This is a genomic window from Stutzerimonas chloritidismutans, from assembly GCF_038562055.1.
Taxonomy (GTDB): domain Bacteria; phylum Pseudomonadota; class Gammaproteobacteria; order Pseudomonadales; family Pseudomonadaceae; genus Stutzerimonas; species Stutzerimonas chloritidismutans_A.
Genome location: NZ_JBCFXD010000002.1, coordinates 600,513 through 615,261 on the forward strand (window position 1 = coordinate 600,513; position 14,749 = coordinate 615,261).

Annotated in this window: 11 protein-coding genes; all 11 read left to right on the forward strand. The window is 60.7% G+C overall.

All coding sequences use genetic code 11. The features are described 5' to 3' along the window. The first annotated feature begins 19 nt into the window (after window positions 1-19). The 11 genes from AAGW23_RS06275 to AAGW23_RS06325 all read left to right on the forward strand — a co-directional run bounded on the left by AAGW23_RS06275 (window position 20) and on the right by AAGW23_RS06325 (window position 14,711). Entirely contained in the window at window positions 20-1,444 is a 1,425-nt protein-coding gene (locus AAGW23_RS06275) for a sigma-54 dependent transcriptional regulator (RefSeq protein WP_342405457.1), read from the forward strand. 658 nt (window positions 1,445-2,102) lie between these two features. Then, on the forward strand, window positions 2,103-3,500 hold the full coding sequence (locus AAGW23_RS06280; RefSeq protein WP_342405458.1) for a polynucleotide adenylyltransferase PcnB: 1,398 nt from the start codon (window positions 2,103-2,105) through the stop codon (window positions 3,498-3,500). Further along, window positions 3,501-3,995 carry a 2-amino-4-hydroxy-6-hydroxymethyldihydropteridine diphosphokinase gene (gene folK, locus AAGW23_RS06285; protein WP_342405459.1) on the forward strand — a complete coding sequence of 165 codons (495 nt, stop codon included), beginning with the start codon at window positions 3,501-3,503 and terminating at the stop codon, window positions 3,993-3,995. Between the two features lie 161 nt (window positions 3,996-4,156). Then, complete coding sequence (panB, locus tag AAGW23_RS06290; RefSeq protein WP_342405460.1) at window positions 4,157-4,957, forward strand: 3-methyl-2-oxobutanoate hydroxymethyltransferase; 801 nt, start codon at window positions 4,157-4,159, stop codon at window positions 4,955-4,957. Next, a complete protein-coding gene (gene panC / locus AAGW23_RS06295) occupies window positions 4,954-5,817 on the forward strand; it encodes a pantoate--beta-alanine ligase (RefSeq protein ID WP_342405461.1) in 864 nt (287 codons plus the stop codon). Before panB ends, panC begins: the two co-directional genes overlap by 4 nt. A gap of 101 nt (window positions 5,818-5,918) precedes the next feature. After that, entirely contained in the window at window positions 5,919-6,299 is a 381-nt protein-coding gene (panD, locus tag AAGW23_RS06300) for an aspartate 1-decarboxylase (protein WP_019342093.1), read from the forward strand. A gap of 333 nt (window positions 6,300-6,632) precedes the next feature. Next, the gene (gene pgi / locus AAGW23_RS06305; protein WP_342405462.1) at window positions 6,633-8,297 is read left to right on the forward strand and encodes a glucose-6-phosphate isomerase; all 1,665 of its coding nucleotides are present in this window, start codon (window positions 6,633-6,635) and stop codon (window positions 8,295-8,297) included. A 159-nt stretch (window positions 8,298-8,456) separates the two neighbouring features. Then, complete coding sequence (locus AAGW23_RS06310; protein ID WP_342405463.1) at window positions 8,457-9,332, forward strand: oxygenase MpaB family protein; 876 nt, start codon at window positions 8,457-8,459, stop codon at window positions 9,330-9,332. Between the two features lie 93 nt (window positions 9,333-9,425). Next, window positions 9,426-10,604: an acetyl-CoA C-acetyltransferase gene (locus AAGW23_RS06315; RefSeq protein WP_342405464.1), complete on the forward strand. Its 1,179-nt coding sequence runs from the start codon at window positions 9,426-9,428 to the stop codon at window positions 10,602-10,604. Between the two features lie 75 nt (window positions 10,605-10,679). After that, entirely contained in the window at window positions 10,680-11,696 is a 1,017-nt protein-coding gene (locus AAGW23_RS06320; RefSeq protein WP_342405465.1) for a class I SAM-dependent rRNA methyltransferase, read from the forward strand. An 84-nt stretch (window positions 11,697-11,780) separates the two neighbouring features. Next, on the forward strand, window positions 11,781-14,711 hold the full coding sequence (locus AAGW23_RS06325) for a DUF748 domain-containing protein (RefSeq protein ID WP_342405466.1): 2,931 nt from the start codon (window positions 11,781-11,783) through the stop codon (window positions 14,709-14,711). The last annotated feature ends 38 nt before the right edge of the window (window positions 14,712-14,749 follow it).

A 14,749-nucleotide genomic window follows, 5' to 3' on the forward strand; every position in this document is an offset into this window, starting at 1 on the left:
GACCGTCGAGAGAGTACTGATGTCCCATATTCTGATCGTCGAAGACGAAACCATTATCCGCTCCGCCCTGCGCCGACTGCTCGAGCGCAACCAATACGAGGTCAGCGAAGCCGGCTCGGTACAGGAGGCGCAAGAGCGCTTCAGCATTCCCTCTTTCGATCTGATCGTCAGCGACCTGCGCCTGCCAGGGGCTCCTGGCACCGAGCTGATCAAGCTGGCCGAAGGCACACCCGTACTGATCATGACCAGCTACGCCAGCCTGCGCTCGGCAGTGGACTCGATGAAAATGGGCGCGGTGGACTACATCGCCAAGCCCTTTGACCACGACGAGATGCTGCAAACCGTGGCGCGCATTCTTCATGATCGGCAGCAAGCTGCCGCAGCGCCAACTGCGGCGTCACGCAACGCCACGCCCGCTGCTGGCGCAACGACCGGAGACTCGATCAACGGTGATCTTGGCATCATCGGCCGCTGCGGTCCGATGCAAGATTTGTTCGGCAAGATCCGCAAGGTCGCTCCGAGCGACTCCAATGTGCTGATCCAGGGCGAATCGGGTACTGGCAAAGAGCTGGTTGCCCGAGCGATGCATAACCTTTCCCGTCGCGCCAAGGCGCCGATGATCTCGGTCAATTGTGCCGCCATCCCGGAAACCCTGATCGAGTCAGAACTCTTCGGCCACGAGAAGGGCGCCTTTACCGGAGCCAATGCCGGCCGCGCAGGCCTGGTCGAGGCCGCGGATGGCGGCACCCTGTTCCTCGACGAAATAGGAGAGCTGCCGCTGGAGGCACAGGCGCGACTGTTACGTGTATTGCAGGAAGGCGAAATTCGGCGGGTAGGCTCTACCCAATCGCAAAAAGTCGACGTGCGCTTGGTCGCGGCGACCCACCGCGACCTGAAGACGCTGGCCAAAAACGGGCAATTTCGTGAGGACCTCTACTACCGGCTGCACGTCATCGCCTTGAAACTCCCGCCCCTGCGTGAGCGCGGCGCCGATGTGCTGGAGATAGCCAAGGCCTTTCTGGCACGCCAGAGCGAGCGCATGGGCAGTGATGGATTGCACTTTTCCCGCGAGGCCGAGCAGGCCGTACGGCAGTACGGCTGGCCGGGGAACGTGCGCGAACTGGAGAATGCCATCGAGCGCGCCGCGATTCTCAGTGAGAGTGAAGAGATCAGCGCTGAGCTACTGGGTATCGATGTTGAGCTCGACCCTCTCGACGAGGATTTCGACGAACCCGGCGTTCCGCTCGGTTCCGCTGTCTCCACCAGTAACGAGCCGACCGAGGATCTGTCGCTGGAAGATTATTTCCAGCATTTCGTGCTTGAGCACCAGGACCACATGACCGAGACCGAGCTCGCCCGCAAGCTTGGCATCAGCCGCAAGTGCCTGTGGGAGCGTCGCCAGCGACTCGGAATACCACGACGCAAATCGGCCGCCGCTGGGTAGTGCGCTGTTACCGCCACTACCAAGACGTAACAAAATGCGGGTTCATCGGTAACGGCCACCACAGATTCTTCGGGTAATGCCACCCACAGAAAAAAACAAGCCATTGATTTTAAAGGCTTTTCAAAAACTGGCACGGCGAATGCTTTATATCTAGCACAACAACAATAACAAGCAGACCCACAATAAGAACAAGACGTACCGGCTCTAGCAAAATAAAGACAATAAGGCAGAGACGTAGCTAACTGATTCTTTTGGAGAGGAATTGCCAAATGGGGTTTTGCCCCATGACCAGGCTGAGAACAACAAAAACTGCATAAGCAGCGCCTGAACTGGTTGGATCGAATGATCAATGGTAAATCAGCGACCAAAGAAATCCGTTTGCTCTTTGCTCCCTAGGTAGGAGCGGTTCCTGGACGCGATAGCTGAAGGGAGCGGGCGATCCAAACAAAAACAACACGCCCGAAATACTAATAACAACAAAGCACGCGACATCATTTAAAAGGGGGAGCTTAGGCTCCCCCTAGTGCTTTCTGGCCCAGGCCGTGCTTTGACACCTCTCCGCGCTTCGTTCACCATCCCTGCTCCCGGTGCTAGAATCCACGCCTGTTTCGTGGCCATTCACCTCGCCACCTTGTCATTTCGCCACACAGTGCCTCTCATGCTGAAAAAGCTGTTCCAGTCTTTTCGTTTTCCCCTGCGCCGACTCCCGCATCCTCGTCGCACCCCCGAAATACTGTCCAGCCGGCAGCATTCGCTGCACCGCAACGATCTCAGCCGACACGCTGTCAGCGTCGTTGAGCGCCTCCAGCATGCCGGCTACGAGGCTTATGTCGTGGGCGGATGCGTCCGCGACCTGCTGCTGGATCTGGAACCCAAGGACTACGATGTGGCCACCAGCGCCACTCCTGAGCAGGTACGCGCCGAATTTCGCAACGCCCGCGTCATTGGCCGTCGCTTTAAGCTGGTCCATGTGCATTTCGGGCGCGAGATCATCGAAGTTGCGACCTTCCGCGCCAACCACCCGGAAGAAGACGATGATGAAGCCAACCACTTGGCTTCTCGCAACGAGAGCGGGCGGATTCTGCGTGACAATATCTACGGCACGCTGGAAGACGATGCACAGCGCCGCGACTTCACCATCAATGCGCTGTACTACGACCCTTCCTCTGAGCGGATCCTCGACCACACCCATGGCGTGCACGACATTCGCAACAGGCTGATACGTCTGATTGGCGACCCAGAGCAGCGCTACCAGGAAGATCCGGTGCGTATGCTGCGAGCAGTCCGCTTTGCCGCCAAGCTGAACTTCGAAATCGAAAAGCACAGCGCCGAGCCGATTGCGGACCTGGCCGAGCTGTTGAACGACGTGCCGTCTGCGCGCCTGTTTGATGAAATCATCAAGCTGTTCCTTAGCGGCAAAGCCGAGCGCACCTTCGAATTGCTGCTCGAATACGACCTGTTCGCACCGCTATTCCCAGCCAGCGCCGATGCACTGGAAGACAACCCCGAGTATGCCGGCACGCTGATCCGCAACGCCCTGATCAATACCGATCTGCGTATCGCCCAGGGCAAGCCCGTCACCCCGGCTTTCCTGTTTGCGGCGCTGCTCTGGCCGGCCTTGCCGGCGCGGGTCGCCGAGGTTCAGGCACGGGGCCTGCCGCCGATCCCGGCCATGCAGGAAGCGGCACACGACCTCATTTGGGAGCAGTGCCAGCGCACCGCTATACCAAAGCGTTTCACCATGCCTATGCGCGAGATCTGGGACATGCAGGAACGCCTGCCGCGCCGTCAGGGTCGCCGTGCGGATCAGCTTCTGGAGAACCCGCGCTTCCGTGCCGGCTACGATTTCCTGCTGCTGCGTGAGAGTGCCGGTGAAAAAACCGATGGCCTGGGTGACTGGTGGACGGACTACCAGGAAGCCAACGAGAGCGAGCGTCGTAACATGATTCGGGGGCTGAGCAACAAGGACGACGGCAGTGGTGCTCCACGCAAACGACGTCGCAGCAACCGCCGCAAGCGCGGTCCTAGCGAAAGCGCACCGGCGTCTGCCGATTAAATGGACCGGGTTTATATCGGCCTTGGGAGCAATCTGGCCGAACCTCGTCAGCAGCTGCGTAGCGCCCTCGACGCCCTGACCAGAATCCCCAACACGCAACTCGCCGCTGTGTCCTCGCTTTATCTCAGCGACCCACTCGGCCCGCCGGATCAGCCGCGTTACCACAATGCCGTGGCTGCACTGAACACTTCATTACCCCCCCTGGCCCTGCTCGATGCACTCCAAGCCATCGAGCTGGCCCACGGCCGTCAACGCAAAGCCGAGCGCTGGGGCCCGCGTACATTGGATCTGGATATTTTGCTATTTGGGGATCGCCTGATCAGCGACTCGCGCCTGACGGTGCCGCACTACCACATGCATGCCAGAGCCTTCGTTCTCTACCCGCTCGCCGAGATTGCCATAGACGGCCTGCGGCTTGCCGACGGCCGCTCACTGGCCGAGCTGCTCGCGGCCTGCCCGTACGCAGGCCTCGAGCGGCTCGGCGAGCCGCTGTAACCCCCGGGTAACAGATGTAACCTGTGGGTAACACTCACGATTGACTTAGTTCGCCGCCATCTGGACTATAAGCGCCCTCTGCCGGCACGCATCGAAACGGGGCAACCCTGACGCTCCGCCTGCACCCGTGATCCCCGAGAGGCTTTAGGAGGACGGCATTCATGCCAGACGTAACCTTGACCACCCTGCAAGGCCTCAAGCAGAAAGGCGACAAGATCGCCATGCTGACCTGCTATGACGCCACCTTCGCCAAGATAGCCTGCGAGGCCGGTGTCGAGATGCTGCTCATCGGTGACTCCTTGGGGATGGTCCTGCAAGGTCACGACAGCACCCTGCCGGTTTCGGTTGACGAGATGGCGTATCACACGGCCTGTGTCAAACGTGGCAACCGCGGGGCGATGATCGTCGCTGATCTGCCGTTCATGGCCAACGCCACCCTCGAACAGACGCTGAACAACTCAGCGGCCCTGATGAAGGCCGGCGCGCACATGATCAAGGTCGAGGGCGCAGCTTGGCTGGCCGAATCCATTCGCCTGTTGGCCGAGCGCGGTATCCCCGTCTGTGCGCACATGGGGCTCACTCCGCAGGCCGTGAACATTTTTGGCGGTTACAAGGTTCAGGGCCGTCAAGAAGCCCAGGCGCAGCAGATGATTGCTGACGCCAAAGCGCTGGAGGATGCCGGGGCGGCGATGCTGCTACTCGAATGTGTTCCGAGTGAACTGGCCGCACGCATTACCCAGGCGGTGACGGTCCCGGTCATCGGGATTGGCGCCGGTAGCGCAACAGATGGCCAGGTGCTGGTCCTGCACGACATGCTCGGCCTGTCGCTGACCGGCCGAGCGCCGAAATTCGTCAAGAACTTCATGCGCGAACATGGCGATATTCCAACCGCCATCGCCGCCTACGTCCAGGCGGTTAAGTCCGTTGAGTTTCCTGCCGCAGAACACGGGTTCTCAGCATGAACGTGGTGAAAACTGTTGCCGACCTGCGCGCCGCAGTAACCCGCGCACGGGGCGAAGGCAAGCGCATCGGCTTTGTGCCGACCATGGGCAACCTGCATGCCGGCCACATTGCATTGATCAAGAAGGCCGGCCAGCGCGCTGACTTCGTGGTTGCCAGCATCTTTGTCAATCCGCTGCAGTTCGGCCCCAATGAGGACCTTGCCAACTACCCGCGTACGCTGACGGCCGACCAGGACAAGCTGTTCGAGGCTGGCTGCCACCTGCTATTCGCACCCAGCGTCGAGGAGATGTATCCGCATGGTCAGGCGCTGCAGACCATCGTCCGCGTACCAGGCGTGTCCGAAGGGCTCTGCGGTGGCAGCCGTCCAGGCCATTTCGACGGCGTCTCTACCGTTGTCAGCAAACTGTTCAACATGGTGCTGCCGGACCTGGCGGTCTTCGGCCAGAAGGATTTCCAACAGCTGGCGGTTATCCGCACCATGGTCCGCGACTTGAACATGCCCGTGCAGATCATTGGCGAACCCATCGTGCGCGCTGAAGACGGCCTCGCACTGTCCTCACGTAACGGTTACCTCACCACTGATGAGCGCACAACCGCCCCGGTGTTGCACCGCACACTGCAGCAACTCGCCGATGCCATTCGTAACGGTGAGCGCGACTACCCTGCACTGCTTGCTTCCGGTCGTCAGCGGCTGCAGACCGCCGGCCTGCGCCCGGACTACCTGGAAGTTCGCAACGCACTGGATCTTAGCCCGGTCACCGCCGACAGCCGCGAATTGGTGATTCTCGCCGCGGCCTATCTCGGCAAGACCCGGCTGCTGGATAACCTGCTGGTCGATATCTCCCAGAGCGCGTCCTGATACAGCCGACCATCGGCCTAACCCAGCTCGGCCCTCAGTCTTGAACACACCTGAGGGTTCGGGCACACTCTGCGCCGCTTGCGCCCCCGGAGGACCCCGCCATGCACGCCATCATGCTCAAGGCTAAACTGCACCGCGCCCAGGTGACCCACTCGGTTCTGGATTACGAAGGCTCCTGCGCCATAGACGGTGACTGGCTGGACCTCGCCGGCATCCGCGAATACGAGCAGATCCAGATTTACAACGTCGACAACGGCGAGCGCTTCACGACCTATGCCATCCGCGGCGAGGAAGGCTCGAAGATCATTTCCGTCAACGGTGCCGCGGCGCACAAGGCCGGCGTGGGTCATCGAGTGATCATTTGTGCCTACGCGCACTACAGCGAAGCCGAACTGGCCAGCTTCAAGCCACACGTTTTGTATATGGGCGCCGATGGTGATCTCAGTCACACCAGCAACGCAATTCCGGTTCAGGTCGCCTGAATTCGACGTCAGTTGTTCAAAAGCCCGCATCACCCAAGTGATGCGGGCTTTTTTGTGTGCAAAGGGTTTCCCCCGACCCTATAAATCTGCAATGGTCGTCTTGTCTTGGTCGCTCTCGGTAGCCTGTGCGCAACGCTTCGGAACGCCGCGCGTTTTTGCCAGTCAGACCAGTCTCGACGGTGCAGGATGCACCGTCGCCGTTGCGGTCCAATCGCAGCGGAACGCGCCTGTCACATTCAGGACGAATGCCAGCGTGCCAGCATGATCGAATGACTGTCCGAACGAATCGCAGAGCCGCAGACAGTCCGCCAAAGCAAAGGAAGCCGCACAACCATGAGCTACTACCAGCACCCTCTCGACGCCACCGGCCTGCCATCCTGGAAGGCCTTGGAAGAACACCGCCTGGCCATGCAGAACTTCAGCATGCGCGAGGCATTCAAAGCCGATCCGACGCGCTTCGATGACCTGTCGGTTTCCTGCAGCGGCCTGTTTCTCGATTATTCGAAGAACCTGATCACCCCGGAGACCCGCACCCTGCTGGTGAACCTGGCGCGAGAGGCCGGCGTCGAGCAGGCGGCCCGCGCCATGTTCGAAGGTGAGCGGATCAACGCTTCAGAGAACCGCCCGGTATTGCACACCGCGCTGCGCCGACCGATGGGTGAATCGGTGATGGTCGACGGGAAGAACATCATTCGTGACGTGCATGCGGCGCTGGCGCAGATGACCGACATCGTCACCCGCATCCACAACAACCTGTGGCGCGGCTTCAGCGACAAGACCATCACCGACGTGGTGAACATCGGCATTGGCGGCTCGTTCCTCGGTCCGCAGCTGGTATCCGAGGCGCTGCTGCCGTTCACCCAGCACGGCGTACGCACGCACTACCTGGCGAACATCGACGGCAGCGAGTTCCGCGAAGTGACCGCCAAGCTGAATGTCGAAACCACGCTGTTCATCATCTCCAGCAAGACGTTCGGCACCCTTGAGACGCTGAAGAACGCCCAGGCCGCGCGCACCTGGTATCTGGGCAAGGGCGGCACCGAAGAGAAGCTCTACCGCCACTTCATCGCCGTCACCAGCAACAAGCAAGCGGCGGTCGAATTCGGTATCCGCGAAAAGAATATCTTCCCGATGTGGGACTGGGTCGGTGGTCGCTATTCGCTGTGGTCGGCGATCGGCTTGCCCATCGCCCTGGCTATCGGCATGTCCAACTTCAAGGATTTGCTGTCCGGCGCCTACAGCATGGACCAGCATTTCCTCAGCGAGCCGTTCGAAAGCAACATGCCGGTGCTGCTGGCAATGCTGGGCATCTGGTACCACAACTTCTGGGACGCGCAGAGCTACGCCTTTCTGCCCTACGACCACTACCTGCGCAATTTCGTCAAACACCTGCAGCAAATGGACATGGAATCCAACGGCAAGAGCGTGCGCCAGGACGGCACACCCGTGTCCTGCAACACCGGTCCGGTGATCTGGGGCGGTGTCGGCTGTAATGGCCAGCATGCCTACCATCAACTGCTGCACCAGGGCACGCCACTGATCCCCGCAGACTTCATCGTGCCGGTTGTCAGCCACAATCCGGTCGCCGATCACCACGAGTGGCTCTACGCCAACTGTCTGTCCCAGAGTCAGGCTTTGATGCGCGGCAAAACGCGCGAAGAGGCCGAAGCCGAGCTGCGAGCTAAAGGCATGGACGAAGCCGAAGTGGAGCGTCTGGCGCCGCACAAGGTCATTCCGGGTAACCGACCGAGCAACACCGTGGTTATGGAAACCATCAGTCCAGGCCGTCTCGGTGCGCTCATCGCACTCTACGAACACAAGGTGTTTGTTCAGGGCGTGATCTGGGGAATCAATTCTTTCGACCAGTGGGGCGTGGAGCTCGGCAAGGACCTGGGCAAAACCGTCTACGGACAGATGACCAGCTTCGATGCACAGCCCGCCGAGGACGCTTCGACCCAAGGCCTGATCGACTTCTTCCGCGGCCGTCATCGCGGCTGATCCGTGCAGAGCCGGACAGCGCCTTGCCGCTGTCCGGTGACCTTCCCCCACCACTTCCTGATGGCTTATGCGCACGCGGTCCTAGATTGCTCCACCAGGCCTGGGTAACACCTGCGCTTCGGGTAACATTCAAGTTCCCAGTCACGCCAGACGTTGCCTTTGGAAATCATCCGCCGTCATATCGAAACGCAGGTGCTCAGCCTCACAGGACTGGCCATCGGCGGTGTCGACTACGAAACCCCACCGGGTGACCCTGGCCTGTTCGGCCCAGAATCAGTCTGCTGGCGCGTGCACGGCGATTTCACATCCATGCTGGTGGGCGGGATCTCTGCCCTGCTGTTGCAAGCCCTGCATCCACTCGCCCTGGCCGGCGTCTGGGACCACTCGAACTTTCGCGACGACTTGCTCGGTCGGCTGCGTCGCACCGGCCAGTTCATCTCGGCTACTACTTTTGGCAGTCAGGCCGATGCACAGCGACTGATCGAGCGGATCAGGGCCATTCACCTCAAGGTTACTGGGCACGCACCGGACGGCCGCCCCTATGCCGCGTACGACCCAGACCTGCTGACCTGGGTGCACGTCGCCGAAGTCAGCAGCTTTCTCAAGGCGCACCTGCGCTACCTCAACCCCGTATTGCCAGGTCCAGAGCAAGACCGTTACTACGGCGAAGTGGCACGCATTGCCGAAGCACTCGGTGCCCGCCATGTGCCGCATTCCCGGCAAGAGGTTGACGACTACCTTGAGGCTATCCGCCCACACCTGCGCTGCGACGAGCGTTCACGAGAGATCGTGCGCATCCTGTTCGACGCCCCCGCTCCAAGTCGCTTGGCCAAGCCGTTTGGCGCGCTGATGATGCGCGCCGGCGTCGATCTGCTGCCGGACTGGGCCAGCGCCATGCTCGATCTCAGCCAGTCCGACCTCGAAAGACAACTGATCCGAATGGCTGTCAGGCGAACCGCGCCGGTCCTGCGTTGGGCCGTGCGCAGCGGTTCGGTTCACCGGGCGCGCCGCCGCATGGGCCTGCCCATACGCTAGCGTGACCGGCAGGTTCCGCATCTGGAGCCACCTTTCGGCCTGTGCCACCATGAGCACCCCGCGGAGCCCGCACCTTAATCGAGGTTCAAGATCATGCAAGACGTCGTTATCGTCGCCGCCACTCGCACCGCTGTCGGCAGCTTCCAGGGCGCGCTGGCCAACATAGCTGCCGTCGAACTGGGCGCCGCGGTGATTCGCCAACTCATTCAGCAGAGCGAAATCGATGTCGCCCAGGTCGACGAAGTCATCCTCGGCCAGGTGTTGACCGCAGGTGCGGGGCAGAACCCGGCGAGACAGGCTGCGATCAGCGCAGGGCTCCCCCATGCGGTACCGGCCATGACCCTGAACAAAGTTTGTGGATCGGGCCTAAAAGCGCTGCACCTGGCCACGCAGGCGATTCGCTGTGGCGATGCTGAGGTGGTGATTGCAGGCGGGATGGAAAACATGAGCCTGGCGCCCTACGTGATGCCCGCTGCCCGCACCGGCTTGCGCATGGGCCACGGCAAGCTGGTCGACAGCATGATTCAGGACGGCCTGTGGGACGCTTTCAACGACTACCACATGGGCATTACAGCCGAAAATCTGGTGGAGAAATACGGCATTACGCGCGAGGCTCAGGATGCGTTCGCGGCGTCCTCCCAGCAGAAAGCGGTCGCCGCCATTGAGGCGGGGCGCCTGCGCGAGGAAATCACCCCGATCAAGATTCCACAGCGCAAAGGCGAGCCGCTGGTGTTCGACGTCGACGAACAGCCGCGAGCCGGCACCACGGCAGAGAGCCTGGCCAAACTCAAACCAGCCTTCAAGAAAGACGGCAGCGTAACGGCGGGTAACGCCTCCAGCCTCAACGACGGGGCAGCCGCCGTGTTGCTGATGAGCGCCGAAAAGGCCAAGGCGCTCGGCCTACCGGTCATGGCTCGCATCGCCAGCTACGCCAACGCAGGCGTGGACCCTGCCATCATGGGCATTGCCCCGGTGTCGGCCACGCGTCGCTGCCTGGAAAAGGCCGGCTGGACGCTCGACGAACTCGACCTGATAGAAGCCAACGAAGCCTTTGCGGCACAGGCGCTGTCGGTGGGTCAGGAACTGGGCTGGGACGCGAACAAGGTGAACGTAAATGGCGGCGCCATCGCCATCGGCCACCCGATTGGCGCCTCTGGCTGCCGTATCCTGGTGACCCTGCTGCATGAAATGATCCGCCGCGACGTCCACAAAGGACTGGCGACGCTGTGCATCGGTGGCGGCCAGGGCGTCGCGCTGGCAATCGAACGCTGACCGGCAAGTAGCCCGCCGGCCATACGCCGGCGATTTCCGCTAAACTGCGCGGCCCTCTTTCACGAGTCGCCGCGCATGTCCTCTCTCGAACAGGCGCTGCGCGCCGCCTACCTCAAGCGCGAAGCACTGCTCTGCGAACTGCACCGTCAGGCCACCGACTGTTACCGGTTGTTCCATGGCAGCCAGGAGGGCGCACCTGGGCTCACCGTCGACCGTTACGGCCAGCTGCTGCAGGTGCAGAGCTTCCATCAGACACTCGAACGTGAGGCTCTGCTGGCCCTGTATGAGCAAACCTGCACGAACCTGGGTACACGCCTGTTGCTCGCCTATAACGACCGTTCTCAAGGTAACTCGCGTATTGACCGCAGTGACCCGATCTACCGCGCCGATCCTGCCGCGTTGGACGACCTGATCGGCCAGGAGGGGGGCCTGAACTACCGCGTCCGGGCGCGCCATAGCGGCCAAGACCCACTGCTTTTTCTCGATCTGCGCAATGTGCGCGGCTGGATCAAGGCCAACAGCGCTGGGAAGTCAGTGCTCAACCTCTTTGCCTATACCTGCGGCGTCGGCCTCAGCGCTGCTGCTGGCGGCGCTCGCGAGGTGTGCAACCTGGACTTCGCCGAAAGCAACCTTGCAGTCGGCCGCGAAAACAGTGCGCTGAATCCTGAGCTGGTCCCGATGCAGTTCATTCAGTCGGATTACTTTCCCGCGATCCGTCAGCTCGCCGACATGCCTATTCCACAGCGGCGCGGCCGTCCTCTGCCAGATTACCCACGCCTTTCACCCAAGCAGTTCGATCTGGTGCTGCTCGACCCACCGGCCTGGTCAAAGAGCGCCTTCGGCACGGTCGACCTGTTGCGCGACTACCAGAGCTTGCTCAAACCCGCACTGCTTGCAACCGCCGAGAACGGCGTCCTTATCTGCTGTAACAATCTGGCAAAGGTCGACCTCGACGACTGGCGAGGTCAGGTCTTGCGCTGCGCGACCAAGGCCGGGCGGCCGGTTCGGGACTGCCAGGTGCTGCCACCGGCAGCCGACTTCCCGTCAATGGACAAGAAGCCACCGCTCAAGGTGCTGATGCTCCAGTTGTGAGGCAATGCTCGCCCGCGCTCGCGAGAGGAACCCGCTTGTCATGCCATACTCCAAAGCAGCTCATCGCCTGGAAAGTAGGTCCGCATGCACAACGGATTGAAGCGCGCGCTCATCAGCCTGATGACCGCCCTGATCGTTTATTGCCTGCTCGGTTTTCTGATCCTGCCCGGAGTAGCGCAGCGCATCGCCAACCAGCAGCTGGCACATTACGCGACGGTACCGGCTCGCCTTGAGCGGATCGAGCTCAACCCGTTCACGCTTGAGCTAAGGCTCCACAACCTGCACATGGGCGAGCCGGACGCTGAACAACTGGCGTTCGAACGGTTATTTCTCGACCTCGAGTGGGACAGCCTGTGGAATCGAACTCTGCATCTTTCGGCTATCGAGCTCATTGGACCAAATGCCGAAGTCTTGTTTGACCTCGACGGCAAACTGAACCTGACCGAGCTGTTCGAGCTACCTAAGACAGAAAACTCTCCTAAAGAGGACTCCGAGCCGCTCGCCCTGCGTATCGACCGTCTGACATTGGCTGGCGGCCGAGTGCACTTCGCCGATCAGCGAACCGCAGAGCCAATCGACTTTCTCCTCGACTCGCTGGATTTCGAATTGCTCAACTTTGCGACCCGTTCAACCGACGCGGCGGACGCCGTTCTGGCTGCCAAGGGCCCGGACGGATCACATATCGAGTGGAAAGGTCAGCTGAACCTCTCCCCCATCACATCAACCGGCCAGCTTGAAATCGACGGACTGGCGCTGAAGACGTTCTGGCCCTATGTCCGCGACATGGCCCCACTCGCCCTCAACGAAGGAAAGCTGAGCCTGAAGACGAGGTATCAGCTGGACCTCAGCGAAAGCACTTCACTGCAATTGAGCAACGCGAGCGCTACGCTGGCATCGCTAAGCATTGATAGCCTTGAAGGGCAGCCACTGCTTCGTCTGATGCAAGCAGAGATTGCCCAAACTTCGCTGGACTTGCAGAAGCGACAAGTAACCCTTGGCCAAGTGCGCAGTCAGGCCCTGGAAAGTTGGCTGATCCGTGAGCCGGACGGCCAGCTCAATTGGCAGCGCCTGGTGGCAGGCAAAGCGGAGCCAATCTCGAGCGAGACAACCGAAGAACCAACTCAGGACGATCCCCAGCCAGTTCAGCAAGGGGATGCCCCCAGTCAACCTTGGCGGATCGTCATAGGTGACGCGGAACTGCGGGGTTACCAACTGCACCTGGCTGACAAAACCCCTGAGCCGAATGCTGACCTGGAAGTCGGGCCACTCGATCTGGACGTGCGCAACTTCGACAGCCGCGGCACCTCTCCAATGGATCTAAAACTGAAGACAGAGGTCGGCAAGCAAGGTTCGCTACTTACCGAGGGCAAGCTGACGTTGACCCCGATGCAGGGGAGTTTCGACGTCACGCTGGCAGGTATCGACCTGCGCTTGGCGCAGCCTTACCTCTCACCATTCGTTCACCTGGAGTTACGCAGCGGACTGCTGGCTAGCCAGCTTGCGGTTGAACTAAAGGGCATCGAGCCGCTGGCATTTCATATTGGCGGTTCCGCCGAGGTTACCCAGCTTCATACGCTCGACACCATTCAGGACCGTGACTTGGTGAAATGGCAGTCATTGCAGGTGAGCGGTCTAGACTATAGCTATCCAAACGCGCTGCAGATTGACAAGCTCGACCTGAACCAGCCCTATGCACGCTTCATTATCAACCCAGACTTGACGACCAACATCAATGACCTGCTGGTGGACAAGCCCGCAGCCACACCCAGTCAAAACGCGACTACTCCACAGGAGTCGGCATCTCCAGACGAGCCCTTCGCATTGCGGATCGGTGGCATTCAGATAGCCGACGGTTCGGCCAATTTCGCTGACCTGAGCCTGCGTCCGCCGTTCATCACTGCCATACAGGATCTTGGCGGCAGCATCGGCACCCTCGACAACCGCCAGCACAACGCTGCCAGTGTTGATATACAGGGCAAGGTTGACCGCTACGCACCCGTGAGCATCGAGGGCAGCCTGACGCCCTTCGAGCCGCTGCAGAGCCTCGACATCATCACCCGTTTCAAACAGGTCGAACTGACCACGCTCTCGCCCTACTCGGCCAAGTTCGCCGGCTACCGCATCCGCAAGGGTCGCCTGAACCTGGACCTGCATTACCGTATCCAGCAAGGACAGCTGAATGCTGAAAACGAAGTGGTGCTTGAGGAATTGGAGCTGGGCGAAAAGGTCGACAGCGAACAGGCCGTCGATCTGCCGGTACGCCTTGCCGTCGCGCTGCTGAAGGACAGCAGCGGCACCATTGCACTGAAGATTCCGGTACAGGGAGATCTCAAGAACCCGCAGTTCGACGTGGTGCCCATCATTTGGCAGACGCTGCGCAATCTGGTAGTTAAAGCCTCCAAGTCCCCATTCAAGTTTCTCGGCGGACTCGTAGGTGGAGACCAGACTGACCTCAGTCAAATCCTCTTTCCGCCGGGCAGCAGCGAACTGGACAATACTGCGCGTAGCAACCTGGATACGCTCGCAAGTGCGCTTAGGCAGCGACCGGTGTTGAGGCTTGAGATCGAAGGTATGAGCACCCCCGCAGTGGACGGCCCGCTCCTCGCCGAGCAATGGCTGGAGCGCGAATATCAACAAACCTGGTACAAAGTCTTGCAGCGACGTGGTGACACTGTACCCGCCGATCCTTCAATGCTTGAAATCAGTGAAGACGAAAAAGCCGCCATGTTGGAAGGCATCTATCGCAGCCGCCTGCAACAGCAGCCGCCCACTGAGTGGCAAAGCCTCGACGAGGACACTCGAGCGCGACAGCTGCGGCAGGCAATCCTTAGCAGCCGAGAGAGCAGCACCGCACTTCTGCGACGCCTGAGCCGTGCGCGAGCCGCCAGCATCAAGGATTATCTGGTGGACAATACAGGGCTGGCCGCGGACAGGGTTTTCCTGCTCGACACAGGCATTGCCCAGACTCCCCAAGGTAGAGAAGTCCCAACGGTGCTGCATCTGGAGGCGGAATGAAACGGACAGGCAGGCGGCAGTGGAAAGTGGGCCTTTCT

What these genes read in the sequence shown, in the direction of transcription:
- AAGW23_RS06275 (WP_342405457.1), top strand. Translation starts at nt 20, where the DNA reads ATGTCCCATATTCTGATCGTCGAAGACGAAACCATTATCCGCTCCGCC.
- AAGW23_RS06280 (WP_342405458.1), top strand. Translation starts at nt 2,103, where the DNA reads ATGCTGAAAAAGCTGTTCCAGTCTTTTCGTTTTCCCCTGCGCCGACTC.
- folK (WP_342405459.1), top strand. Translation starts at nt 3,501, where the DNA reads ATGGACCGGGTTTATATCGGCCTTGGGAGCAATCTGGCCGAACCTCGT.
- panB (WP_342405460.1), top strand. Translation starts at nt 4,157, where the DNA reads ATGCCAGACGTAACCTTGACCACCCTGCAAGGCCTCAAGCAGAAAGGC.
- panC (WP_342405461.1), top strand. Translation starts at nt 4,954, where the DNA reads ATGAACGTGGTGAAAACTGTTGCCGACCTGCGCGCCGCAGTAACCCGC.
- panD (WP_019342093.1), top strand. Translation starts at nt 5,919, where the DNA reads ATGCACGCCATCATGCTCAAGGCTAAACTGCACCGCGCCCAGGTGACC.
- pgi (WP_342405462.1), top strand. Translation starts at nt 6,633, where the DNA reads ATGAGCTACTACCAGCACCCTCTCGACGCCACCGGCCTGCCATCCTGG.
- AAGW23_RS06315 (WP_342405464.1), top strand. Translation starts at nt 9,426, where the DNA reads ATGCAAGACGTCGTTATCGTCGCCGCCACTCGCACCGCTGTCGGCAGC.
- AAGW23_RS06320 (WP_342405465.1), top strand. Translation starts at nt 10,680, where the DNA reads ATGTCCTCTCTCGAACAGGCGCTGCGCGCCGCCTACCTCAAGCGCGAA.
- AAGW23_RS06325 (WP_342405466.1), top strand. Translation starts at nt 11,781, where the DNA reads ATGCACAACGGATTGAAGCGCGCGCTCATCAGCCTGATGACCGCCCTG.